The organism is Flavonifractor sp. An10 (genome assembly GCF_002161215.1).
GTDB classification, from domain to species: domain Bacteria; phylum Bacillota; class Clostridia; order Oscillospirales; family Oscillospiraceae; genus Flavonifractor; species Flavonifractor avistercoris.
The window spans coordinates 44,648-69,483 of sequence record NZ_NFMB01000005.1; the positions used below are offsets into that span (position 1 = coordinate 44,648).

A 24,836-nucleotide genomic window follows, 5' to 3' on the forward strand; every position below is an offset into this window, starting at 1 on the left:
CCTCCTTATACCAGTCGCTTCCGGGCGGCCCGGCTGATGGTCTCAATGATGAACACGGTGACAAACAGGGCCAGCAAGATCATGCCCACGCTGGCGTACTCCCGCCAGCCAATCTTCTCGTTCAGGATCAGGCCCAGACCGCCAGCGCCCACATAACCCAGAATGGAGGCGTAGCGCACGTTGCCCTCAAAGCAGAACAGGCAGTTGGAGAGATAGGAGGGCAGCACCTGGGGAACAATGGCGCTGATGAAGGAGCGCACCTTGGTAGCCCCCATAGCCTCCATGGCCTCGAAGGGACCCATGTCCACGGTCTCGATCTCCTCATAGAGGATCTTGCCGATGTAGGCAAAGGTAAAGATGGCAATGGCTGTGGTGCCTGCCAGAGTGCCCAGGCCGAAGATGTAGGTGGCGATCAGGGCGGAGACCAGGGTGGGCAGGGTGCGGATGATGCTCAGCAGCAGCCGCATAGCCGCTACGATGACCCGGCTGTGGATGATATTGGTGGAGGCCAGCATGGCGAAGGGCACCACCAAAATCGAGCCGATGAAGGAGCCCAGCAGGGACATCTTGATGGTGTCAAACAGGGGCTGCCAGATCTGGGACATATAGTCCCACTCCGGCGGGATCATCTCCCCCAGGATCACAAAGAACTCCCGGATCCGGCTGACGAGAACGCCCATGTCAAAACCAGTGACCTCTACCGAGAGGGCCGTCATGGCCACCAGAATGACTGCCGCCAGGGGCGCCCGGGAGCGGGGCTTGGATACCTGTTTCCCGTTGGGGAGTGTCAGCAGTTTGGGCGGGAAGATCTTGTCGTATACGCTCATGCCGGCTCCTCCTGCTTCCCCTGGTAGATGGCGTCCAGAACCGCCTGATCCACCTGGTCCGCCGGGCCGTCGTAGACGATCTCACCGGCCCGGATGCCCACCACCCGGGTGGCATACTGGAGCGCCAGCTCCACGTGGTGGATGTTGATGAGGACTGTGATGTGCATCTCCCGGTTGATCCGCTGGAAGTCATCCATAACCTGCTTGGCGGTCACCGGGTCCAGGGAGGCCACCGGCTCGTCTGCCAGGATGATTTGTGGGTCCTGGGCCAGGGTCCGGGCCAGGGCCACCCGCTGCTGCTGGCCGCCGGAGAGCTGATCCGCCCGGACAAAGGCCTTGTCCAGAATCCCCATCTGATCCAGTGCCTCCAGGGCTTTCATCTTCTCTTCTTTCGTGAAGATACCAAACGTCGCCCGCCACCAGGGCAGGTCGGGCACAAAAGCGGTGATCACGTTTTTGATGACAGTAGTGCGGGTAATGAGATTAAAGGACTGGAAGATCATGCCGATCCGTCGGCGGAACTTCCGCAGGCTCTTCCCGTGGAGGGTCATCACGTCGGTGCCGTCCACGGTCAACTGGCCCTGGGTGATGTCGTGCATCCGGTTGATGGTGCGGATCAGGGTGGACTTGCCCGCGCCGGACAGGCCGATGATGGCCACGAACTCCCCCTGAGCAATGGTCAGGTTGATGTGCTTCAGGGCCTCGTACCCGTTGGGATAGCGTTTTTCTACCTCTTTGAATTCAATCATCGTATCTCTCTCCATTCCAAATGAGGGAGGAAAGCCGCGGCCTCCCTCCCTCGTTTGTGGTTCATGTTTGATTGGGTTTAACCCGCGCTGTTCAGGGACTGGATCATCTCCTGGGCGGCCCGCTCGGAGTCGTAGTCAGAGGACTTGGCGGGTAGGTAGCCGTTGTGGCTGTAGATGGCGATGACCTCCTTTCCCTCCTCGGTGTTGCCGATGTTGATGAATGCCTCGGACAGGGCGGCCTTGAAGTCGTCGTCCATGATGGGAGAGGTCTTGCTGACGCTGATGGTGTCGTTGTAGATGGCGGGGGTGACACCCACCACAGCGGTGTCGTCCCAGATGCTGTTGGTCATGCCGTACTCGCCGGTCCACTCGTCCTCATAGTCCCGGCGGGCATCGGCATAGGTACAGACGATGTCCACCTGACCGGAGGCCAGACGGGCGAAGGCGCTGCCGTAGGAGTCGGACTGCACCGCATGGGGCAGGTCGGTGATGTTCTTATCGAAGTTCTCCTGCAGCCACAGGGAGGGATAGATGTAACCGGCGGGAGAGGAGGAGTTGGCCACGCTCCAGTTGGCGCTGCTCACATCCTCCCAGGTGAGGGCCTCGCCGGCGTTGACCTTGGCGGCCAGCTCCTGGCCCTTCTCAGAGGGGCCGGCGATCATCAGCGCGCGGTAGCTGGTGACCTGCTCGGTGGTGGGCTCAGTGGGGGCGTTGTCGTTCCAGTCCTTGGCGTTATCGGAGTCGATGGACAGGCCGTCCCGGGTGGCGGTCAGCAGCACGTCGCAGCCATCGTCGTAGAGCACATAGGTGCCGCCGGGGATCAGGCCCACATCGGCAGTGCCGGCGGCCAGGGCCTCGCCCACCGCCTCATAGCTGGTGCCCACGGTGATGTCCACCTCGCCCACGTCGTAGCCCAGCTTAGCCAGCTCGTCGGTGAGCATCTGCTTCAGGGGCTCTGTGGCGGTGATGATCTCCTCCGGCTCCCGAGAGGGGACGAAGGCAATGCGCAGGGTATCGATAGTCTTGTTCCCGGTCTCCTGGGTGCTGCTGGTGTCCGGCGTGCTACCGGAGCCCTGGGTGTCCTCCGTGTTCTGACCGCCGCAGCCGGCCAACAGGCCAACACACATCACGCCGGCCAGCAGGAGAGAAAGTGCTTTCTTCATACTGTGATCCTCCTCGATGTTTCGTTTATGTCTTGGGGTTGATTTTGGACCTATCTGTTACAGAGGGGAAACCCTCTGATAACCGTTTCTGGAAGTCAGGCGGTGTCGCCGATCTTTAGATGGGTAGGCACCGTGACGGTCACCGCCTGGGAGCGGCGCTGGCTGATCCGGCCGAACAGCAGCTCCAATGCGTTTTCCCACACATAGTCCGGGAACATCTCCAGGCAAGTGCCAGTGGGCCACTTGCTCTCCAACGTCTGAATATCCTGATAAATAATGACCGCCACATCTTTCGGCACGCGAATCCCCAGCTCCCGGAAGGCCTCCAGCGCGCCCTCAGCCACCTCGTCACTGCCCAGTAGAACCGCCTCGGCCAGGGTGTGTTCCTCCACTGCCTTCTTGGCCAGGGCATAGCCGCTCTCCCGGCTGATCTCCCCCACATGGAACGTGCTGGGGTCGTACTGGCCGCGCTCCTCCAGGATGCGCTGGATGGCTGCCAGGCGGTGGGCACCGATGCGGCCGTTGGGTCCGTCGTAGATGCCGCCGATATACCCCAGGCCGGTGTACCGCTTCTGATCCAGCAGATAGGACACCATTTTCTCCTGGCCCCGGTCGAAGTCCACCTGCACCTGGTCGAACTCATAGTTGTGCTGATTGGAGTTCACGAAAACGATGGCAAAGGACAGAGAGCGGAGAAAGTCGATCTCTTTCTTGCTGAACACACCCAGGGCAATGATGCCGTCCACTTTCTGGGGCTCCCCAAAGGTCAGCCGCACAAAGGAGACCTCATACTGGTCAGTCATCATCTGCACCAGGCAGGACAGGGAGGACAGTCGCACATTGTGCCGATCCGGGCGGATGATCCGCCAGTCCGCCACCCCGATGACCAAGTGGGTCTTGTGCTCCGCCGCCCGCCGCTGCCGGGGAGACACATACCCGAGGGCGTGGGCTGCCTGAAAAATTCTGGCCCGCACTTCCGGTGTAACAGAGATGTTATCATCCTTATTCAAAACCCGGGAGACAGCAGCAGCCGAAACCTGGGCAGCCTGGGCCACATCCTTGATCGTCGCCATGAGGTTCCCCCTTTTATGTCGTTCTAAAACCATTATATTTCTGACGCTCTCGAAGTCAATAGATTTTACTAAAATTTTACTAAATAATAAATCTTCTATAACAGACAAGCGCCCTCAAATCCTGCTGGGGAATAAAACAAAGAAAAACCTCCACCATTTACAGAAAGCCCGCGCTTCGCTATACTGAAGGCAGAAAAAGAATGGAGGTACGGCAATGGCGGGCAGGCGGATCTGTGCTGGGTACTACCGGCGGTACGATGGCAAGGTGGTCTATGTGATTTCCACGGCCACCGATGCCGACACCGGAGAGGAGACCGTCATCTGGACTTCCTATCCTTTCGCGGATGTCCCCAGGTACTGCACCTCCAGCAAAAAATCCTTCTGCGCCTTCGTAAAAGTGGATGGAGAGCGGAAGGCCAAGTACAAGCGGCAGATAAACATGAAGATCTCAGCGGCTGCCATCGAAAGACTGGAAGACGAGGGCTTCCGTGGGCCGGTGCGTAAAAATCAAACGCGGCAGATGGATGAAGCTTATGACTCCCGAGATTATCAGCAATCTCTTACCTACCACGCATACGCCAAGGAGCTCTGTGAGAACTGCAGCTTCGACCGGAACAAATACCGCCTCTGCGTGAAGGAAAAACGGTTCGCCGCTATCACCAGAAGTGACTTCGCCAAGCTGAAAGAGGATCTGCAGTTTTTGGACAACGCCCTGAAAACCGTCCTGTTGGAATATCAGGACTACTTCCGGGAACGGTTTGTGGAGGGCCTGTCCATCCGCAAATATGCTGTGGCCCACCAACTCAATCGGGGTAGCGTGGACTACCTGCAAAAAAAGTTTTTCTCTGCCCTGGCTCGTCTGCTGAAGGATCGGGACGAGACGGAGGACAGGTGCCGACTGCGGAAACCGGCGCAAAACTGAATCGATCCAACACTGGGCGGAGCGCCTGCTGAAAAAGCAGGCGCTCCGCTTTTCTGTCAGAAATATGTCAAAAGGATATTATTTCCCCAATACATAGTGAGAGGGTAAAAGAGGCACAGGTGTGTCAATTCTATGTCACTTGAGAAATGTCCTCGGGTAAAGTAGTAGGGGGGGTAATCAAAATGAAAGAGTCTGCCTACAGAAATTATGAGGAGTTACCGCTGTTTCTCAACTCAGAGACAGTGGCAAAAGTCCTGGGCGTCTCTCCATCGTCGGGATATGAGCTGATGCACGAACCAGGCTTCCCGGTGCTGCGCATCGGCAACAGGATGGTGGTGCCCAAGGAGCAGTTCATCCAGTGGGTGAACGAGCACACAGGAGATGGCGTATGAGGTACAGCAAATACAGTGGGCGCGGAAATTTTTTCTCTCTGCCCAACGAGGTGTTTCTCCTGGGTCTGAGTGCTGGAGAGTTGGCGGTGTACAGTTTCCTGAAACGGTGTGAGAATCGCAAGACGCATCAGTGCTGGCCCAGCATCAAAACCATTGGACAGGCAGTGCGGATGAGCGAGAATACCGTCCGCAAGTACATCCGTCAATTGGAGGAGCGAGGACTCATCACCACAGAACCTACAGAGGTGCTTACCAAGTCCAGCGGTCGGCGCAACGGCAATCTGCTGTTCACCCTCCGGCCGATCCAGGAGGTGATAGACCAGTATTACGACCGCCAGTTGGAGGAACTGGAACTTGCCACCGAGCGCCAGCGTGTGGCGAAACTCCTGCGGGAGTGGGAAAGCCCCGCGTGACCGCCTGTGGGCCGCTGTGTGCCCCGATCACGGGAGGGGCAGAGTCCCCCTTCCCTCCCGGCGGATAGGGGTCGGATTTGGGGCGCTGTTCCGCCGTTGCGAAGGAGCGCCTATCCGAAGTATCTGCCGCTCTCTAACCGATTTACGAGGGACGAAAAGAAAAGCAGGAGAAAGCCCTGGCGCTTTTGCTGCGCCTGGGCGGTCACTTCCGCCCGCAGTGCGGGCGGTCTCCGGGGACGGAAGCTGACGCTTTTCCGGGTCGCCAAAACTGCGATTGACGCTGTTTTCGGAAAAACAGGCGAATACCCCGCTGTTGAGGGATACTCGCTGACGCTGCGATAGAGTTTGGAGGGATTTGACGATGGATGAAAATAGACACCGGCACACCGTTTGGATGGATGACGATGTGTGGGATCAGGTGGAGTCCCACTACCAGAGGGACAACTGTACGACCAAAAACGAATTTATTGAGAAGGCCATTCGGTTCTACTCCGGTTACCTGGATACGGAATCTGCCGATGCTTACCTGCCTCGTGTCCTGGCCGATGTGCTGGAAGGCAAGCTGAATGCATTCGGTAAACGGATGGGACACCTGCTGTTCAAGCTGTCGGTGGACCAAAACCTCATGGGGAATATCCTGGCTGCCGACATAGAGATCGATCCGGATCAACTGCGGAAAGCTCGCGTCCGCTGTGTCAGAGAGGTCAAGGAGACCAATGGTGAGATTAGCTTCGAAGACACGGTTCGTTACCAAAAGGGGGCTGAGTGATGCCGGGATTGATCCAGAAGTCGGGCTACATCAGGCCGGGAAACGGCGGCGGTCACTACGCCGAGTACATCGCCACCCGGGAGGGTGTGGAGCTGATCGAGGCTCCATCCCCCTCCCACGACGGCGGCGGCTACCTGGAATATATGGCCCAGCGGCCCCGCTCCCACGGTCTGTTCTCCGCTGACGGTCCCGCTGATCTGGAGAGAACCATGGAGGAGATCAACGGGCATACCGGGCCGGTGTGGACCTTCATCTACTCCCTGAAACGGGAGGACGCCCACCGGCTGGGCTATGAAAGCAGCGAGAGCTGGCGCAGATTATTGCTGGCCCACCAAACGGAACTGGCTCAGGCCATGAAGATCTCGCCCAGCAACTTTCGGTGGTGTGCCGCCTTCCACGATGAGAAACACCACCCCCACATCCACATGATGGTCTGGTCGGTGGACCCCAAGCAGGGGTATCTCACAGAAAAAGGCATCGAGAAGATGCGCTCCCAGCTGTCCAATGAGATCTTCCGGGACGAGCTGCTGTCTCTCTACCAGAAAAAAGATCTGTCCTACAGCCAAGTGAGGGACGCGGCGATGGAGGCCATGGGGCGGCTCATCCGGGAGATGGAAACAGGTCTGTGCCACAGCCCCGTCATCATGGAGCAGATGGAGACGCTGGCCAAAATGCTGGAGAGGCACAAGGGCAAAAAGGTCTACGGCTATTTGAAAAAGCCGGCAAAGGTGCAGGTGGACGCCATCGTGGACGAATTGGCCAAGGTCCCGGAAGTGGCAGAGTGCTACGAACAGTGGAATCAGCTTCGGGATGAACTGGAGCGTCACTACAAGGACTCACCCAGAGAACACCTGTCCCTCTCCCGGCAGAAGGAGTTCAAAGCCATCAAAAACATGGTCATCCGGGAGGCGGAGCGGCTCCGGCTCAGTACGTTTACCTTCGAGGACGCCCGTATGAGAGACGAGGTGGATGAGGACCAGGATGCGGTGTACTTCGCCTGGGACTCTAATTGGCAGATGACCGAGGCCTACCAGAGCGCCAAGGAGGTGCTGGAGGAGTACGAAAACCTGGAGAGTGAAAAAGCGGAACAGGTGCGGGTGCTGGAACAGCTCTGGCAGAGAGGGTTCTCTCTGGCCGCCTACCAGCTGGGCAAGTGCTGGCGGGACGGGCAGGGTGTTCTCCCCGATGACGAGCGGGCAGAACTGTGGTTCCGGCGGGCAGCTGATGCGGGATATGACTTCGCTCAGTACGCGCTGGGAAAACTTCTGCAAAGTCAGAACCAAATGGACGAGGCGGTATCCTGGTATGAAAAAGCGGCGGCGCAGGAGAACACCTGCGCCGCCTACCGCCTGGGAAAGCTGTATCTGGAGGGGAAAGATGTCCCGAAAGACATGCAAAAGGCGGTGGCCTATCTCACCGACTCCGCCGAACACGGAAACCAGTATGCCCAGTATATTCTGGGAAAGCTGTACCTCACCGGACAGAATGTCAAACAGGACCGGGAGCGGGCCTGGGCGTATTTCTATGAATCGGCGGAACAGGGAAACGAGTACGCCGCCTTCTTTCTGGACCACTTCGATCAGGCGCACAGGCCCAATGTGTTCCTGGCGGCCACCCGACTGCTCCACCATCTGAGTCAGATCTTTCGTGACAACTCGGTGCCGCCCGCCGCCCCGGTGGGACAGCGGGTGGACCGAAAGCTGCGGCGGAAGATCCAGGAAAAGAAGATCGCCATGGGCCACAAGCCGGATGACCATGAGGAAGCTCCCCGGCAGGACATGGGCGGCATGACCATGGGGTGGTAGGTATATCAGAAACTGCGCCGCAGAGTCAAAGATAAAAGCCTCCCGCAGATGCGGGAGGCTTTGGAGCCAATCATTTCACACCGAGCAGGTACGTTGTCGCCGCGCCCACAAGGATGGGGAACAGAAGGAAGAAAACTTGAGCGGATCCGCTTCGCTTTTCTTTGCTGCGGAACGCTCTGCCGGGATCATCCAGATAGTACAGCTGGATCTGCACCGGCGGGACGGCGCGCTCCAGGTATTTGTACTGGTACGGTTTTCCGGAGACCTCGTAGGCGTAGGTGGCATGATAGTGCGAGGTGGTCTTCTCATCAGGCGTGACGCCGTCATCCCAATATTTGATCCGCTTGGCCGTCACCACATGGCCCAGGGCGACTGCTTTCTCCACGCGCCTGTTATGGGGCGGATGGGCATGGGACCACCGAACCTCCAGGATAAAGAGGATAACAGTGACGGCGATGCCAACCACGGCACCGGGCTGGAGCACGGACGTTCCGAACTCTTCCATCAGTGCGATCACTTCCGACATAGGATCTTCACCCCCTCTGCTCTGCACAGTCTGTATGAAAACAATATCACAGCGGCGGCGGGGAGACAAGGTGTTTGATGGACCGAACCCAGAGTTTCTTAAGATGATAACTTTCTGAAAATAGTTGCGGTTGGGGTGGCTATTGGGCGGAAGTTCGGGTATTGTGTGTTGCTGACAAAGGAGGCGGCAGCACACATGAGAGATACGCTGGAGATGATATACAACAGCCTCGCAGAACAGAGAGAACGATTGCTGAAGACCCAACCTGCGCTGAGCTGCACGACGGAACTGGCCGTGCGGTGCGAAGAAAAGCTGAACGTACTGCTGGATGACAAAGCCAAAGAACGGTTTCAAAAGTTTCTTGATGCAGAGGATGAACGCTTCGACGCGGCCGTCATGGAACACTTCATCCTGGGCTTCCGCCTTGGAATGCGGCTGGCGGTAGAGGGCCTTGACTGGAGAGAGGAGGAATAGCCTATGGCAAAACGCAGGCCGTCCGGCGACGGTATGGTTCGGAAACGGGAGGATGGCCGGTGGGAGGGGCGCATCGTCATCGGCCACAAGGCCAGCGGCGAGCCCATCTTCCGGTATGTATCGGCCAAGACGCAAAAGGATCTGCTGAAAAAACTCCATCAGAATATCGAGGAGTACCGGGACGTTGATCTGTGTGAGGACAGCAAAATGTCTTTGGGAGAATGGCTGGACCGCTGGCTGGAGGAGTATGCGGCCCCCTCGGTGCGACCTTCCACCCTGGAGGGATACAAAGGGTACATCGAACGAAACATCAAGCCGCACCTGGGGGACAAACCGGTGGGGAAAATCACCACAGAGGACATCCGGAGGCTGTACCGGGCGCTTCAAGAGCACGGGCGGCAGGAGGAGCATCCCCAATACGGGTACCGGCTGGCAGGCTCAACCATCCGTCGCATCCACGGCGTTCTGCATGAGGCGCTGGACGCGGCAGTGTAAGCGAACCTGATCGCCCGTAATCCAGCCGAGGGCATCACCCTGCCCAAGAAGAAAACTGCCCCCAAGCAGATCCTCAACGACGCCCAGCTGGAACGGTTCATGGCGGTGATCCGGGAGGACACGGTCTGGCACGACTTCTTCTACACAGAGCTGACTACCGGCCTGCGTCGGGGAGAGATCTGCGGTCTCATGTGGCAGGACTTCGACGAGGCCCACGGCACCCTTACCGTCCGCCGGATCATCCATGCGGAACGGGGCGGAAGTCTAACCGCTGGAGAGACAAAGACCGGGGCCGGAAAGCGGACCATCACCCTGCCGCCCAGTACGGCCAAGCTGCTGGCAGAGCGCAAGACAAAATCATACTCAGAGTGGATCTTTCCGGACCCGCTGCGTCCTGAGCGGCCCATGCGTCCCAATGCCGCTTACATCCACCTGAAAAATCTGCTGAAACAGGCCGGACTGCCCAGCATCAGGTTCCACGATTTGAGGCATACCTTCTCCACCCACGCTCTGGCCTCCGGGGTGGATGCCAAAACCCTGTCCGGCATTCTGGGCCACACCCAGGCGTCCTTCACTCTGGATACCTATACCCATGTGACCGGGGATATGCAGAAACGGGCCAGCGAGATCGTGGGCGGATTCATGGAAAACATCATGGTGAGGTGAGAACATGGCAGGCAAGAGAAAGAAGGGGGAGGGCACCGTCCGCCTGCGGAAGGACGGCCGCTGGGAAGGCCGGGTAGTGGTGGGCTACGACGAGGCGGGGAACCCCAAAACGAAAAATGTGCTGGCCAAAACCAAGAAAGCTTGCGTGGAAAAGCTGGAGCAGCTGAAAGAGCAGTGCGGGGACTTCCGCCCCATCCAAGTCCGGCCGGAAATGCGGTTCGGAGATTGGATAGACTACTGGTATCAGAACTTCTCCAAACCGAAACTGCGGCAAAGCACCCAGGCAAGCTATGAGGGATGGATCTATAACCACCTGATCCCCGGCGTAGGAGACGTCCCGCTGAATAAGCTGACCCAGGCAGACCTCCAGATCTTCTTCCGCACCGTGAAAGAGACCGGCCGGAGAATCCATATAGACCAACGTGGAAAGGGGATGGCGGACCGCTCGGTGCGCAGCTGTCACGCCGTGTGTCAGATGGCGCTGGACAAGGCAGTGGAGGAGCGGCTGATCCACAGCAACCCGGCGGTGGGATGCAAGCTGCCTCCACTGAAAGGCAAGGAGATGAAGGTGCTGACCCAGGAGGAGATCCAGTGGTTCCTCATTCAGGCCAAGGCGGAGGGGATGTATGAACTGTTTCTTCTGGAGTTGACCACCGGGATGCGGCGGGGAGAACTGCTGGCCCTTCGCTGGAGTGACCTGGACTTTGCCACCGGGAAACTGCACATCGACAAACAGATCTACCCAGTGGGCGGCAAGCTGGTCATCAGCGAACCCAAGACCAAGGCGGCCAACCGCACCATCATCCTGCCGCCCGCCATGGTGGAGGTGCTGGCGGAGTATAAGAGGGGGATCTTCTCTGACCTGATATTCCCCTCCCGCACCAAGCCAGAACAGCCCATCGACCCGGGCTATGTCCGCAAGCGGCTCCAGGTGATCCTGGGCCGGGCAGGGTGCAAGCGAGTCAGATTTCATGATCTGCGCCATACATTTGCCACCATGTCCCTGGAAAACGGGATGGATGTGAAGACACTCTCGACGATCATCGGCCATGTGTCGTCGGCCACGACGCTGAATACCTACACCCACATTACCGACGAGATGCGGCAGAAAGCGGCGGTGAACATCGACCGGGGGATCGCAAAGGCGGAGGTACAGTCGGAGCCGGAGCAGAAGACAGAGAAGTCCCATGCACAGGAACCATTCACTCCTGTCCTTCCGGCCCGCCGCAGGCCGGGGACCGGATATGTCAAGCAGCTCAACGACCACCTCTGGGAGGGCAGATACTCCCCGGTGTGGCCGGACGGGAAAAAACACTCCCGGAATGTCTACGGCCACACAGAGGCGGAGTGCGAGGAAAAGCTGGCGGAACTGATCCTACAGATGAAGGCGGAGATCGCTGCCCTCCGCTCCGGGGCCAGCACGGAATATCCGGACGGGGTGAGCCCCAAGAAGAACGCCATCGCCGCCTACCTGCGTGAAAATCCCGGCGTGAACAATAAAAGCTATCTCGCAAGGCAGCTGGGCATGGCCATTACCACCGTGCAGAAATACTATGATGAGGTTCGGGCGGAACTCAGGGGCGAGGAAAGTCCGGTACCGCAAACGTAAAACACAAAAATGCCATCTCAGATTTTGCGGGACAGTAAACAAAAAAGAAACCCAACCAGAACAAGAGATCCTCTATTGAGCCATACTGTAGCGAAACAGAAAGCAGGGCCCGCCGATCCGGGAGATCCCGAATCGGCGGGCCCTGTCTGCAATATCATCAGCTTGGGGCCTTATTCAGCACTGTCATCCAGCCGCTCAATTTTGAAGATTACCGGCCTTGTGCCGTCGGAGCAGCAGGTGATCATCACGTTCTCCTGATTCATCCAGCCCCTCATGATAGAGCCGCCCTGCAATCCGGTGTAGATGTACCGGGCAATAGCGTCCCACGCCTCAGAGCAGTGGGGCATCTTGGGGCCGCCGGCTATGGTGTCCGGGTCGGCGCTGGTCTTGACCAGGGTATTCAGGCCCATGTGCCAGAAGTCATCCCGGTCTCCGTCCCGCTCAAAGATGAACTCGTCCCCCACGTTGTAGCAGGAGCAGGCTCCGGCGTTTGGGTCGGCGCAGTACTGCCGCTGCAGCTCCGGGTACAGCTTCTTGTCGATCACGGTGAGCTTCACTCTGTGTTTCATGGATCGTTCCTCCTGTTTGCGGCGCCGCGCATGGAAAAAACGGTTTCCCCGTGGTATAATCGATCCAACCCATTGGAGGACGAGGTAACCGCCATGCTGACGCCAAGATATTATTTTGCGGATGACTTCCGCGCGTTCCACGATTATTTTCTCGCTCAGCCCCACAGGAAAACGGTATTCCACAAGGGGGGCTTCCTGTGGAAGCCCGGCCAGCCTCACGACCGCATCCACTACTTTCTCTCCGGCGCGGCGGTGCATTTTACCCAGCATGAGACCGGCCGGCGAAGGATCATCAGCTTTCACGGCCCAGGGACGGTGTTCCCGGGCTACCATACCACGGATTTCCGGATCGAGCTGTCCCTGACCACGGCGGCGCTGTCGGAGATTCGCGTACTGGAGTTTACCATCCCGCAATTCCAGGCCATGTTCGAATCCAATGCCGCCCTCGCGGAACAGGTGGTCAAGTGGTACGCCATGTATGTCAACCGTTTTCTCTTTGAGACGGTCCACCAGGAGTTCAACTCCTCCCGGGTCAAGCTGTGCAACCTGCTGTATCTGCTGGCCATGAACCAGCCGGCAAACTCCGGCCTGGTCATCGAAATGACCCAGGAGGACCTTGGAGACATCCTGGGGATCAGCCGGGTCCATATCACGCGGGAACTGACCGAGCTGCGGCGTATGGGAGTCCTTGCCACGACACGGGGCCGGCTGACCATCACGGACTTTCCGGCCCTGGCTGGCCTCTGCACGAATGAAACCGTGTAGCGGGGCTGCCATTTGCTTTTATTCTAACCGCTCCGGCTTTTTCTGTCTGCTACCAAGGTTACACAAGTCCACTCTGCTATATTTTTTCTGGGAGGTCTGCGCCGCTGCCAAGATCCTGCAGTTGGAACGCTCTATTCATAGAGAGAAATTTGCAGAAAACTCAAATCCTGCGGGGTAATAAAACAAATAAAGGGCACTCCTTCCGAAAAGGAGGTGCCCTTCCAGTGGTCAAAATAGGAATCTGTCTGTGGTATTTCTGTGGTCAAACGAGAAATCGCCGTGGTTTTTACCACGGCGATTTCCATTTTGGTGGACCTAATCGGGATCGAACCGACGACCTTACGGATGCGAACCGTACGCTCTCCCAGCTGAGCTATAGGCCCATATTACTTGGTATCCAAGGGAATTCATCCTGCCTGGATCGTAACACGTACTTAAATATTATAGCATAATTTTTTGAATTGTAAAGCTTTTTCAAAAAATTTTTCCGGGCATTATTCCGGGCACTTCTGCTGGCGGTAGGGCTGCCGCAACACCGGCCGGAAACCTCGGCGTGCAGGCCATTTTCCGGGATGCCGCCTTCCGGCTGCTCCCGGCGGGCTCGCCTGGGTGCCGGCGAAAGCCGTGAAAAAGCCACCAGCCCTGTCTGTCCAGGGCTGGTGGCTCGGAAAACGCTGCGGACGCGTGATCCGGTTCAGGGCAGGCCGGCTTTACCGCTTGCCCTTGTCGTAGGGGATGCCCTCCGCCTTGGGGGCCCGGGACTTCTTGGAGGTGAAGGCCAGAACCACCAGGGTGACCAGATAGGGCAGCATCCGGTAGATATGGGGGCTGATGCCCAGCTGGGCCAGGAGGAATACCCCGTCGCCGTTGATATCGATGCTGGTGTAGGAGGCGGCGATGCACTTGAACAGGCCGAAGAGCAGGGCCGCGCCGGCGATGTTCAGGGGCTTCCAGTTGCCGAAGATCATAACGGCCAGGGCCAGGAAGCCGAAGCCGGCCACCTCGCCGGTGGAGGCGCAGTTGGCGGTAGTGAGGGCGTAGACGAAGCCGCCCATGCCCGCCAGGGCGCCGGAAATGGTGGTGCCGGCGTAGCGCATCTTATAGACGTTGATGCCCAGGGAATCGGCGGCCTGGGGATTCTCGCCGCAGGAGCGCAGCCGCAGGCCGAAGCGGGTCTTGTAGAGCAGGATGGACAGCACCACGAAGAGGATAATGCAGATGTAGGTGGCCAGGTAGGTCTTGTCGATGAAGGTGGAGCCGAAGAAACCCATGTCATCATTGCGGCCGTAGCCGAACATGCTCTTTTTGATCATGAACCAGCTGGCCGCGTCGCCGGTGTACATCTGAAGGGTGTTCTGGTTGGCGACAATGCGGATGAAGAACAGCACCAGGGCGGGGGCCATCAGGTTGAGGGCGGTGCCGCCGATGGTCTGGTCGGCCTTCAGGTTCACCGACGCGAAGGAGAGCAGCAGGGAGAACAGGGCGCCCAGAATGGCCGCCACCAGCATGGCCAGCAGCATGAAGCCCTGCAGGGCCAGATAGTTGTCGTTCGCCTTGGCGGCGTCAAAGACGCCGGCCTGCTGGGTCAGGTTGACAAAGAGCACGCCCGCGAAGGCGCCGAAGATCATAATACCTTCCAGGGCCAGGTTGATGATGCCGCTGCGCTCGGCAAACACGCCGGCCAGGGCCACGATCATCAGGGGGACGGCATAGATCAGGGTCTGCTGAATGAGGAACGTCATGCCTGCTCCCCTCCTTTCTCCGGGGTTCCATCTCCGCCGTCCGGCGGGGCCGTGCTCACCGGGGCGGGTTCCGCCGCCTTCCTGTGCTTCCGGTGGCTGCCGCTGATGGCCAGCTTGATGACCAGGGAGAAGGCGCTCAGATAGACGATGATGGAGATGATCACATCGGTGATATACTCGTTGTAGGCCGTCAGATTGGTGAGCTGGAGGCCCACGATGTCCAGCATGGACATGAAGCAGCCGGTAAAGATCACCCCGATGGGGTTGCACACCGCCAGCAGGGCCACGGGGATGCCGTTGAAGCCGGTGGCGGGCAGGCTCTGATAGGTAGACCAGAAGAACTCCGTGTTGCCCGCCAGGTAGTACAGGGAGGCCGCCGCGCCGGACAGGGCGCCGGCAATGGCCATGGACAGCACGATGTTCCGCTTGTCGGAAATGCCGGCGTACCGGGCGGCGTGGCGGTTGGCGCCGCAGGCCTTGAGCTCATAGCCCAGGGTGGTCTTGTTCATGAGGATATACATGAGGATGGCGATGACGATGGCGATGAGGATGCCGCCGTTGACCTGGGAGTTGGGGAAGATCAGATCCAGGCCCATCTTGGAGGTCTCCACGCCGTTGAAGCTGGTCTTGTAGATATAGGCGGTCTTGGTGTTCTCCACGGTGTTCTGGAGGTTCTCAAACAGGCTGCCCCTGTCGAACATCCAGGTCACCAGGTTGGCGGCGATCCAGTTGGTCATGATACAGGCCAGCACCTCGTTGATGTTGAGGAAGGCCTTCACCAGGCCGGGGATGCATCCCCACACCGCGCCGGCCAGGCTGCCGCCCGCAAAGGCGATCACCCACACCAGGGGGGCGGGCACCGTCTCGGTGGGGATGGACAGGGCCAGGATCAGGGTGGCGGCGGTGCCCATCAGGTACTGCCCCGGCGCGCCGATGTTGAACAGGCCGGTCTTATAGGCCACGGCCACCGACAGTCCGGTGAGGATCAGCGGGGTGGCCCGGAAGAGCATGTTGCCGATGTTGGTGGGATTGAAGCCGAAGGTGAGCTGGCCCGCGGCGTCGCGGCCGGTGCTGAACAGGCCGCCGAACACCAGGCGGACGCCCTCCCACATGGTGCCCAGGCCCATGGACGGGTTGAGCAGGCCCACCAGCACCACAATCAGCGCGCCCACGGCCATGCCGATGACAATGGAGATCAGCGAGGCCAGAACCGACTTGGTGCCGTCCTTGCCCCAGAGAATGGATAGCTTCTCCTTCATGCGCCCTCGCCCTCCTTTGTCATGCGCTTTGCGCCGGCCATGTAGAGGCCCAGCTCCTGTACGGTGGTGGCCTTGGGATCCAGCTCGCCCACGATCTCCCCCTCGTACATGACGAGGATGCGGTCGGACAGGCTCATGACCTCATCCAGCTCCAGGGAGACCAGCAGCACCGCCCTGCCCTTGTCCCGCTCGGCCACCAGCTGGCTGTGGATGTACTCGATGGCGCCCACGTCCAGGCCGCGGGTGGGCTGCACCGCCACGATCAGCGGCTTCTCCCGGTCTACCTCCCGGGCGATGATGGCCTTCTGCTGGTTGCCGCCGGACATGGAGCGGGCGACGGTCACCGGCCCCTGGCCGGAGCGCACGTCGTACTGCTCAATGAGCCGGTCGGCGTACTCCCGCACGGCGGCGGGCTTGATGAAACCCATGTGCTGGAACCGGGGCTCCCGGAACCGCTGGAGCACCAGGTTCTGCTCCAGGGTGAAGTCCAGCACCAGGCCGTGCTTGTGCCGATCCTCGGGGATGTGGCTCATATTCTCCCCCCGCTGGCGGATGGTGGCGTGGGAGATGTCATGGCCGCAGAGGGTCACGGTGCCGCCGGAGCACTTCTCCAGGCCGGTGAGGCCGTAGACCAGCTCGGTCTGGCCGTTGCCGTCGATGCCGGCGATGCACAGGATCTCCCCGGCGCGGGCCTCGAAGCTCACGTCGTGGACGGCGTCCTTCTTGTGGGTGTGGGAGGGCACGCTCAGATGCTCCACCTTCAGCACCGTCTCGCCGGGACGGGCCTCGTCCTTCACTACCTCCAGCTGCACCGGACGGCCCACCATCATGTTGGACAGGGACTGCTTGTCCGTGTCGCAGGTGTTTACCGTACCCACGTACTTGCCCTTGCGCAGCACGGTGACCCGGTCGGCCACCTCCATGATCTCGTTGAGCTTGTGGGAGATGAACAGGATGCTCTTCCCCTCTTTGGCAAACTCCTTCATGGTGGCCATCAGCTCTTCAATCTCCTGGGGGGTGAGAACTGCGGTGGGCTCGTCAAAGATCAGGATCTCGTTGTCCCGGTAGAGCATCTTGAGAATCTCCACCCGCTGCTGCATGCCCACGGTGATGTCCTCCACCTTGGCGTCCAGATCCACCTTGAGGCCGTACTTCTCCGACAGCTCCTCCACCTTTTTCCGGGCCTCCTTCTTCTGCAGGAAGCCGAATTTGGTGGTCTCGGCGCCCAGGATGATGTTGTCCAGCACGGTGAACACGTCAATCAGCTGGAAGTGCTGGTGCACCATGCCGATGCCCAGGGCCGTGGCGTCGTTGGGGTCGTTGATCTTCACAACCTGGCCGTTTTTCCGGATCTCGCCCGCCTCCGGCTGGTACAGGCCGAACAGTACGCTCATCAGGGTGGACTTGCCCGCGCCGTTCTCCCCCAGAAGGGCGTGGATCTCCCCCCGCCGGAGCTGAAGTGTGATGTCATCGTTGGCGATGATGCCGGGGAACTCTTTGGTAATGTGGAGCATCTCAATGATGTTTTCCGCTTCCATAGTCCTCATCCCGCCTCCTCCGTAAAGATGTTACTATTATATAATAGCCATGGGTAAATTACAAGAAATTTGTCCCTGTCCGCCCGCACATAAAACTTCATGCGCATTGGGCGCACCACGAAAATACGCAAAGATTCGGGCGCATGAAGTTTTTGCGCATGTGGGCCGTCCCGGCCCGCGCGCTGTGATCTCATGGCCGTGCCGCTGCAAGCGGCACATGGCCAATTTTGCTATGCTTTTGCATAGCAAAACAGGGGGAGCGCTTCGGCGCTCCCCCTGTGCAAGGGACATGCGGATGGTTTTAGATGACGGTGAGGGTCAGGTTGCTCCAGTCGGTGGTATCGAGCTTGGTGTAGTCGTCGTCCACCACCAGGGTGCCGTCCACCATCTGCTGGTACAGGGCCTCGTACTTCTCCACAGTGAAGGTCTCGAAGCGCCAGGCGTCGTCGCTGGTGGGCAGGGCAACGGCGTTGTCATTCACGCCCAGGGAGGTGGCGGTGCCGCCGATCTCGTCCCAGGTGCCGTCATAGACATGGCCCACAGCCCACTGCACCGCGTCGGACAGGCCCTTCATGGCGGAGGTGATGACGGTATCGGACTCGCCGGACTGGTCCACGTCCACGCCGATGACATAGCCGTCATTGGCGGAGGCGGCGGCGGAGATGGACTGGAACATGGAGCCGCCGCAGGCGAAGACGATCTGGGTGCCGTTGGCGTACCAGCCGCTGATCATGGTCTGCAGCTCACTGGAGGGCTGGAAGGTGGAGCCGTACTGCCAGGAGTAGTTCATGTCAACGGTGACGTTCTCCTCGGCAGCCGCGGCGTTGGCGCCCTGGACATAGCCATAGCCGAAGCGGCAGCAGGCGGGGTTGGTGCCGCCGCCACCGCCGGAGAAGCCCAGCTTGGTGAAGCCGTCCTTCACGGCGGCGTAGCCGGCCAGGTAACCGGCCTGCTCCTCCTTGAAGGCGATGCCGGCCACGTTGGTCAGAACGTTGCCGCTTTCGTCGCTCAGGGGATAGCCGTCCACGAAGACGAACTTGGTGTCGGGGTTGGCAATGGCGGCGCGGGTCAGGGCAGCCTCCTGCAGATAACCGGCGCACACCACCACGTCGGCGCCGCCGTTCACGGCGGCCTGCATGGCGTCAAAGCGGTCGTCGTCGGTGGCCTCGTTGCCGTTGGCGGGCTGATAGTACTTGTAGCTCAGGTCGTTGGCGGCGGCGTACAGCTTCACGCCGTCATAGGTGCCCTGGTTGAAGGACTTGTCCTTCAGCTGGCCCACGTCGGTGACGAAAGCCACCTGATAGGTGTTGTCCGCGGAGGTCATGTTGTCGTCGATGGAATCGGGGTCGGTGGCAGCCTCACCGGCGGGCTCCTCCGTATCGGCGGGAGTGGTCTCACCCGCGGGCGCGGTGCTCTCAGGCGCGGGGGAATCGCTGGTGCCCTGAGTGCCGCCGCCGCAGGCGGCCAGACCGGCCACCATGCCCAGGCACAGCAGCAGGGCAAGGAGCTTCTTTGTCTGCTTCAATGTAATCTACCTTCCTTTCGCAAAAATAGCACAGTTTGGTTCAGACATGTGATCCGCTCCGCCCTGCGCTTACGGCACCATTATACCTTATCCCCTCTCAAAGGGCAACCATCTTTTACGTAAAATCACAAATTTTTTTACAAAAGTGTTACATGCAAACAAGAGGACTGGCCCCGGGGGCCAGTCCTCAGCGTGTCGAAAAAGTCTCGCAGAGTTCGCGCCCGCAGGCGCGAAAAAATGGGAATCTGTTTTCTCCGGCGACATGTGCGTCGGAGAAAACACTTCTCAGGCCGCAAGTGTGGGATTTGTCCGCCTGAAGCGGACAAATCCTGCGCGCGGCGGACTGCAGCCTGTCGAAAAAGTCTTTTCGACAGGCTGCCGAACTTTTTGAAACTTCAAAAAAGTTTCAAAAAGTTGTTTGATCCAACGCGAAAGGGAACCCTGACGGTTCCCTTTCACACTATCCCTCCCTCCGAATCCTTTGGCTGGAGGGTTTATCGACAACCTGAAGAGGACTGGCCCCTGGGGCCAGTCCTCTTGTTATAGATGGATGCTGTTTCCCGGGCCGCCGGGCTCAATACCCGCTGGCCTGCTCCCCACGAGCCAGCTTCACAATCCGGGAGGTGCCCAGGCGGTCGGCGCCCAGATCCAGGAAATCCTGGGCGTCCTGGAGGGTGGCGATGCCGCCGGCGGCCTTGATCTTTACGCCGGGCCCGATGTGCTGGGCAAAGAGGGCCACGTCCTCCTTGGTGGCGCCGCCGGTGGAGAAGCCGGTGGAGGTCTTGATGTAGTCCGCGCCGGACTCGCTGACCAGCTGGCACATCTTGATCTTCTCCTCCTGGGTGAGCAGGCAGGCCTCCACGATCACCTTGAGGATACGCCCCTGGCAGGAGGCCTTGATGGTCTTGATCTCCCCCAGCACGTCGTCCCAGCGCTTGTCCTTCACCCAGCCGATGTTGATGACCATGTCGATCTCGTCGGCGCCGTTGCGGATGGCGTCCTCGGTCTCAAACACCTTCACCTCGGTGGTGGAGTAGCCGTTGGGGAAGCCGATGACGGTACAGATCTTGAGATCGCTGCCCACGTAATCGTTGGCCTGCTTCACGTAAGAGGCGGGGATGCACACGCTGGCGCAGCCGTACTCCAGCCCCTCGTCGCAGATGGCCTTGATCTGCTCCCAGGTGCTCTCCGGCTTGAGCAGGGTGTGGTCGCAGTGGGCCAGGATGTTCTTCACGTCCATTTGAATCCTCCCTTTCGATTTCTATGGGTTTATTTTACCTCAATCAGCTCGTAGGTGCGGCTGCCGACGCCGATCTTCTCACAATGGGCCAGGCACACCCGCCAGTCGGTGTCGGGCATACTGTTGATGAAGGGGTCGTGGTGGTCGCAGAAGCCCTCCCGGCGGAGCTGCTCGTCCAGATGGGAGCCAGGGATGGGCTGCTGCCGCAGGCAGGCGTCGGCGCAGGCCTGATCCAGGGCCACCGGGTCTGCGGAGGCGAACATGCCCACATCGGGCAGGATGGGCACGTCGTTCTCCCCGTGGCAGTCGCAGTAGGGGGACACGTCGATGACCAGGCTGATGTGGAACTGGGGCCGGCCGTCCACCACCGCCTTGGCGTACTCCGCCATGCGGCAGCCCAGCTCCTCCATGGCGCAGTCGTTTCCGGCCCGGATGGCATCGGTGTTGCACACGGCGATGCACCGGCCGCAGCCCACGCACCTGTTCCAGTTGATGGAGGCCTTCCCCCCATCGTCGAAGGAGATGGCGTCGTGGGCACACTGGGTGGTGCACTTGCGGCAGCCCACGCAGCGGCTGGCCTTCACCTTGGGCTTGCCCTCAGCGTGCTGCTCCATCTTCCCCCGGCGGGAGCCGCAGCCCATGCCCAGGTTCTTGATGGCGCCGCCGAAGCCGGTCTGCTCGTGGCCCTTGAAGTGGGACAGGGAGATCACCACGTCCGCCTCCATGATGGCCTTGCCGATCTTGGCGGTCTGGATGTACTCCGCCCCCGCCACGGGCACCTCCACGTCGTCGTTGCCCCGCAGGCCGTCGCCGATGATCACCTGGCAGCCCGTGGACAGGGGGGTGAAGCCGTTTTCATAGGCGGCGTCCAGGTGCTCCAGGGCGTTCTTCCGCCGGCCGGGGTAGAGGGTGTTGCAGTCGGTGAGGAAGGGGATGCCCCCCAGCTCCTTCACCACGTCGGCCACCGCCTTGGCGTAGTTGGGCCGCAGGAACGCCAGGTTCCCCGGCTCGCCGAAGTGCATCTTGATGGCCACCAGCTTGTGGTCAAAATCGATCTCCCCGATGCCCGCTCTGCGGATGAGCTTTTTCAGCTTGTCCAGCAGGCTCACGCCCGGACGGCACCGGAGGTCGGAGTAGTAGACCTTCGCCTGTTCTGACATGTGTGTATGCCTCCCGTGAAACAGAGTTGTTAAGCGGGTCTTATTTTATACCGCTTTCGCCCCCGCCGCAAGTGTTTTTCCGCCGGAACATCAGCAAAAATGCCGCAAAAAGCAGCAGGCTGGCGGCCAGCACCGCGCGCCGGCCCCACGCCCCGCTGCACCAGGCCCCCAGGGCCGCTCCGGCGCAGAAGAACACGATGATGCCGTAATACCGCCCCGCCCGGCGGAGGTCTTCCCGCTCCCCGGTGAGCCAGCCGCGGTAGAGGGCCTCGGTGCCGCTGCGCAGGTTGCCAGTGCACATGGTGGTGGCAAAGGCGCTGCCCGCCACCTTCCGGAAGCTCTGCACCTGGACGGCACACACGTAGGACACCAGCACGTTGGCCCCGCTGTCCGCCCACCCGGGCAGAAGGGCCACCGCCACCAGCAGGATCATCTCCGCCGCCACGGTGAGCTGCCGCCAGTGGAGCCGCTCCCACCTGCCGCAGCGGGCGTGCACCAGCTCGGCGGTCAGCACCCCGGCGGCAAAGGCCAGGATGGGCACCAGGTAGTGGCCCGCGCCGGCCCAGTCCCCCTCCATCAGCCGTACGCCCAGCAGGACGATGTTGCCGGTCTGGGCGTTGGCGAACACCCCGCCCCGCACCAGGTAGGTGTATGCGTCCAGAAAACCGCCGGCCAGGGCCAGGACGGCCCCCAGCCGGAAGCTCTCCGACATCTGCCGGGTTTCCACCTGCTCCATACGCCTCCTCCTTTCTCCCGCGAAACAGCCTCGCAGAGTTCGTGCGGCCGCAGCCGCGCGAATCCTGTTCAAATCGTTTTCCCCGGGGACATGCGCCTCGGGGAAAACACTGCTCGGCCCGCAAGTGTGAGGCCCGCCCGTCTCAGACGGGCAGGCCTTGCGCGCGGCGGGCCGCAGCTCTTTTCAAACCGGACGGCGGGGCCTTTAAGGAAGGCCCCGCCGTCCGGTTTGCGTTTGACTAAAAGGGCAGGTTCAGCCCGCCGGTGAGCTGCTGCATGGAGGAGGCGGAGTCGCTCTCCGCCGCCCGCAGGGCCTCGTTCACCGCCGCCACGATCATGTCCTGGAGCATCTCCACGTCCTCCGGATCCACAGCGTCGGGGTCGATGACGACCTCCTTGACCTCCCGCTTGCCGGTGACGGTGGCGGACACCACGCCGCCGCCCGCCGCGGCGGTATAGGTCTTGTTCTCCAGCTCCTGCTGCATCTTCATCATGTCCTGCTGCATCTTCTGAACCTGCTTCATCATGTTCATGTTCATGCCGCCGCCGAAGCCGCCCATGCCGCGGCTGTTGAAACCCTTTGCCATCGGTCGCACTCCTTTTATTCCTGAATAATAATGTTGTCAAACTGCCTGCCGAAGGCCAGCAGATCGTCCAAGTTGTCGTGTTCCGCCGGGGCCGCCTGCGGCGGCGGGGCCTTGCCCACCTTCACCGCGCAGCGCACCTCCCCGCCGGTCTGGGCCGAGGCCAGCCGCCCCAGCTCCTCCAGAATGTGGGGGCCGCCCACCATGGTCTTGGTGAACTCGTCCTGCACCCACAGGGTGAGCACGCCCCCCTCCAGCCGCCCCTCCACCGCAGAGGGGTTGCACAGGAAGGGGTAGACCGCCGGGAACTTCTTCCGCACCGCCGCCACCAGCCCGGGCCACAGGTTTATGGAGACTCCGGTGTCAGCCGTACCAAAATCCCCGCCGGGAGGCCGGAGGGGGGCCTCCGGGGGGAACTGGTTCCCCCCGGAAGGCGCATCGCCGGACGCAGTCCGGCCCGTTGTTTCCGCAGAAACAACATGCGCCTTTGGCCCCGGCTCGTACCCCACCGGCTCGCCCGGTTCGTCGGGCAGGGGCGGGCGCTCCTCCTCCCAGGGGGGGCGCTCCTCCCTGGCCGGGGTGGACGGAGCCGCCGCAGGGGGCGGCGCCTGGGTCTGGGCCTGGGCCGGCCGCTTCAGGGGCTTCTCCGGCACCGCGCAGGCGGCGGGGATGCCCCCCGCCAGCAGCTCCTCCACCCGGCTCAGCCGGGCGTTGAGGGCCGCCGTGCTCTCGTCCAGCGCCGGGTCGCACAGGCGGATCAGGCACAGCTCCGCATCGGTGCGGCGGCTGCCGCTGCGGGCCAGATCGGCGATGGTGGTCTGGAGCAGGCCCAGCATCTGCACCAGCCGGACGGTCTGAAACTGGTTGGACAGGCGGCGCATGGTGGTCTCGTCATAGCCGCCGGTGAGCAGGGCCGCGCCCCCCTGGGGGGCGGTCTTGCGCACCAGGAGATCCCGGGTGAGGGCGGACAGCTCCCCCAGCAGGCTCCCCACGTCCTTGCCCGCGCTGTACAGCCGGGCCAGGGTCTCCAGGGCGCCGGCGGTGTCGCCGCCGCCGATGCGCTCCATCAGGCCGGCGGTCTCCAGGTTGCCCGCCAGGCCCAGGGCGTCCAGCACCTCCTGCTCCCCGATGGGGCGGTCGGGCCCGGCGCACTGATCCAGCAGGGACAGGGCGTCCCGCAGGCCGCCGTCGGCCAGCCTGGCCAGCAGCTCCGCCGCATCCCCCCGCAGCTCCATCCCCTCCTGCCGGGCCACGTAGGCCAGGCGGGCGGCGATGTCGCCGGTGGAGATGCGCTTGAAGGAGAACTGCTGGCACCGGGACTTGATGGTGGCCGGCACCTTGTGCAGCTCGGTGGTGGCCAGGATGAACATCAGGTGCTCCGGCGGCTCCTCCAGGATCTTCAGCAGGGCGTTGAAGGCGGCGGTGGACAGCATGTGAACCTCGTCCACGATGTACACCCGCTTGCGCACGGCGGCGGGGGTGTACACCGCCTCGTCCCGCAGGGCCCGAACCTGATCCACGCCGTTGTTGGAGGCGGCGTCCAGTTCCAGCACGTCCAGGATGGAGCCGCTCTCAATGCCCAGGCAGGAGGGACAGGCGTTGCAGGGGTTGCCGTCCACCGGGTGCTCGCAGTTCACCGCCCGGGCCAGGATCTTGGCGCAGGTGGTCTTGCCGGTGCCCCGGGTGCCGGTGAAGAGATAGGCGTGGCTCAGACGGCCGGTGGCCACCTGCCGCTTGAGCGTCTCGGTAATATGGGCCTGGCCCACCACATCGTCAAAGGTGCGGGGCCGCCATTTGCGGTACAGGGCCTGGTACAAACCGGTCACCTCACATACA

At 61.0% G+C, this 24,836-nt stretch carries 23 protein-coding genes, 1 tRNA gene and 1 pseudogene; 9 read left to right on the forward strand and 16 right to left on the reverse strand.

The annotated features are described in order from the left end of the window. Positions 1–5: 5 nt before the first annotated feature. The 4 genes from phnE to B5E42_RS09895 form a co-directional block, all read right to left on the reverse strand. The gene (phnE, locus tag B5E42_RS09880; protein WP_087239181.1) at positions 6–827 is read right to left on the reverse strand and encodes a phosphonate ABC transporter, permease protein PhnE; all 822 of its coding nucleotides are present in this window, start codon (positions 825–827) and stop codon (positions 6–8) included. Further along, positions 824–1,576: a phosphonate ABC transporter ATP-binding protein gene (gene phnC / locus B5E42_RS09885; protein ID WP_087239183.1), complete on the reverse strand. Its 753-nt coding sequence runs from the start codon at positions 1,574–1,576 to the stop codon at positions 824–826. The genes phnE and phnC overlap by 4 nt, the downstream gene beginning before the upstream one ends. Positions 1,577–1,653: 77 nt before the next feature. Beyond that, positions 1,654–2,739 carry a PhnD/SsuA/transferrin family substrate-binding protein gene (locus tag B5E42_RS09890; protein ID WP_087239185.1) on the reverse strand — a complete coding sequence of 362 codons (1,086 nt, stop codon included), beginning with the start codon at positions 2,737–2,739 and terminating at the stop codon, positions 1,654–1,656. Between the two features lie 95 nt (positions 2,740–2,834). Next, positions 2,835–3,812: a substrate-binding domain-containing protein gene (locus tag B5E42_RS09895; protein ID WP_087239187.1), complete on the reverse strand. Its 978-nt coding sequence runs from the start codon at positions 3,810–3,812 to the stop codon at positions 2,835–2,837. 214 nt (positions 3,813–4,026) lie between these two features. Here B5E42_RS09895 and B5E42_RS09900 point away from each other — a divergent pair, with 214 nt between their 5' ends. From B5E42_RS09900 to mobP3, 5 genes are all read left to right on the forward strand, one after another. Then, complete coding sequence (locus B5E42_RS09900; RefSeq protein ID WP_087239188.1) at positions 4,027–4,734, forward strand: hypothetical protein; 708 nt, start codon at positions 4,027–4,029, stop codon at positions 4,732–4,734. Positions 4,735–4,916: 182 nt separating this feature from the next. Next, positions 4,917–5,126, forward strand: coding sequence for a helix-turn-helix domain-containing protein (locus B5E42_RS09905; protein ID WP_087239189.1), 210 nt, complete (start codon positions 4,917–4,919; stop codon positions 5,124–5,126). Further along, positions 5,123–5,539: a helix-turn-helix domain-containing protein gene (locus B5E42_RS09910; RefSeq protein WP_087239191.1), complete on the forward strand. Its 417-nt coding sequence runs from the start codon at positions 5,123–5,125 to the stop codon at positions 5,537–5,539. The genes B5E42_RS09905 and B5E42_RS09910 overlap by 4 nt, the downstream gene beginning before the upstream one ends. A gap of 361 nt (positions 5,540–5,900) precedes the next feature. After that, positions 5,901–6,308 (forward strand): hypothetical protein, encoded by a 408-nt coding sequence (locus B5E42_RS09915; protein WP_087239193.1) that lies wholly within the window; start codon positions 5,901–5,903, stop codon positions 6,306–6,308. After that, a complete protein-coding gene (gene mobP3, locus B5E42_RS09920) occupies positions 6,308–8,113 on the forward strand; it encodes a MobP3 family relaxase (RefSeq protein ID WP_087239195.1) in 1,806 nt (601 codons plus the stop codon). The genes B5E42_RS09915 and mobP3 overlap by 1 nt, the downstream gene beginning before the upstream one ends. A 70-nt stretch (positions 8,114–8,183) precedes the next feature. Here mobP3 and B5E42_RS09925 read toward each other — a convergent pair whose 3' ends face one another. Next, the gene (locus tag B5E42_RS09925; protein WP_087239197.1) at positions 8,184–8,639 is read right to left on the reverse strand and encodes a hypothetical protein; all 456 of its coding nucleotides are present in this window, start codon (positions 8,637–8,639) and stop codon (positions 8,184–8,186) included. A gap of 195 nt (positions 8,640–8,834) precedes the next feature. On the opposite strand from B5E42_RS09925, the gene B5E42_RS09930 reads away from it, so the two are divergent. The 3 genes and pseudogenes from B5E42_RS09930 to B5E42_RS09940 all read left to right on the forward strand — a co-directional run bounded on the left by B5E42_RS09930 (position 8,835) and on the right by B5E42_RS09940 (position 11,883). Beyond that, positions 8,835–9,113 carry a DUF6809 family protein gene (locus tag B5E42_RS09930; protein WP_087239199.1) on the forward strand — a complete coding sequence of 93 codons (279 nt, stop codon included), beginning with the start codon at positions 8,835–8,837 and terminating at the stop codon, positions 9,111–9,113. 3 nt (positions 9,114–9,116) lie between these two features. Continuing rightward, positions 9,117–10,274 (forward strand): annotated as a pseudogene (locus B5E42_RS09935) (site-specific integrase). A 4-nt stretch (positions 10,275–10,278) separates the two neighbouring features. After that, complete coding sequence (locus tag B5E42_RS09940; protein WP_087239201.1) at positions 10,279–11,883, forward strand: site-specific integrase; 1,605 nt, start codon at positions 10,279–10,281, stop codon at positions 11,881–11,883. Positions 11,884–12,053: 170 nt separating this feature from the next. On the opposite strand, the gene B5E42_RS09945 is transcribed toward B5E42_RS09940, so the two are convergent. Then, positions 12,054–12,452 (reverse strand): TIGR04076 family protein, encoded by a 399-nt coding sequence (locus tag B5E42_RS09945; protein WP_087239203.1) that lies wholly within the window; start codon positions 12,450–12,452, stop codon positions 12,054–12,056. A 93-nt stretch (positions 12,453–12,545) separates the two neighbouring features. Here B5E42_RS09945 and B5E42_RS09950 point away from each other — a divergent pair, with 93 nt between their 5' ends. Further along, positions 12,546–13,217 carry a Crp/Fnr family transcriptional regulator gene (locus tag B5E42_RS09950; protein ID WP_087239205.1) on the forward strand — a complete coding sequence of 224 codons (672 nt, stop codon included), beginning with the start codon at positions 12,546–12,548 and terminating at the stop codon, positions 13,215–13,217. 307 nt (positions 13,218–13,524) lie between these two features. Here the strand turns inward: B5E42_RS09950 and B5E42_RS09955 are convergent. From B5E42_RS09955 to dnaX, 10 genes are all read right to left on the reverse strand, one after another. Then, positions 13,525–13,600 (reverse strand) — tRNA-Ala (locus tag B5E42_RS09955). Between the two features lie 327 nt (positions 13,601–13,927). Further along, positions 13,928–14,959, reverse strand: coding sequence for an ABC transporter permease (locus B5E42_RS09960; RefSeq protein WP_087239207.1), 1,032 nt, complete (start codon positions 14,957–14,959; stop codon positions 13,928–13,930). Then, entirely contained in the window at positions 14,956–16,218 is a 1,263-nt protein-coding gene (locus tag B5E42_RS09965) for an ABC transporter permease (protein ID WP_087239209.1), read from the reverse strand. The genes B5E42_RS09960 and B5E42_RS09965 overlap by 4 nt, the downstream gene beginning before the upstream one ends. After that, entirely contained in the window at positions 16,215–17,765 is a 1,551-nt protein-coding gene (locus tag B5E42_RS09970) for an ABC transporter ATP-binding protein (protein WP_087239210.1), read from the reverse strand. Before B5E42_RS09970 ends, B5E42_RS09965 begins: the two co-directional genes overlap by 4 nt. A 292-nt stretch (positions 17,766–18,057) precedes the next feature. Further along, entirely contained in the window at positions 18,058–19,281 is a 1,224-nt protein-coding gene (locus B5E42_RS09975) for a BMP family ABC transporter substrate-binding protein (RefSeq protein WP_087239212.1), read from the reverse strand. A gap of 574 nt (positions 19,282–19,855) precedes the next feature. Continuing rightward, entirely contained in the window at positions 19,856–20,521 is a 666-nt protein-coding gene (gene deoC, locus B5E42_RS09980) for a deoxyribose-phosphate aldolase (RefSeq protein ID WP_087239214.1), read from the reverse strand. A gap of 29 nt (positions 20,522–20,550) precedes the next feature. Further along, entirely contained in the window at positions 20,551–21,681 is a 1,131-nt protein-coding gene (locus B5E42_RS09985; protein WP_087239215.1) for a DUF362 domain-containing protein, read from the reverse strand. 40 nt (positions 21,682–21,721) lie between these two features. Next, positions 21,722–22,417, reverse strand: a complete 696-nt coding sequence (locus B5E42_RS09990; RefSeq protein WP_087239217.1) for a YoaK family protein — start codon at positions 22,415–22,417, stop codon at positions 21,722–21,724. Positions 22,418–22,655: 238 nt separating this feature from the next. Continuing rightward, on the reverse strand, positions 22,656–23,003 hold the full coding sequence (locus B5E42_RS09995) for a YbaB/EbfC family nucleoid-associated protein (RefSeq protein ID WP_087239219.1): 348 nt from the start codon (positions 23,001–23,003) through the stop codon (positions 22,656–22,658). A 14-nt stretch (positions 23,004–23,017) separates the two neighbouring features. After that, positions 23,018–24,817 carry a DNA polymerase III subunit gamma/tau gene (gene dnaX / locus B5E42_RS10000; protein WP_087239221.1) on the reverse strand — a complete coding sequence of 600 codons (1,800 nt, stop codon included), beginning with the start codon at positions 24,815–24,817 and terminating at the stop codon, positions 23,018–23,020. Between the last annotated feature and the right edge of the window lie 19 nt (positions 24,818–24,836).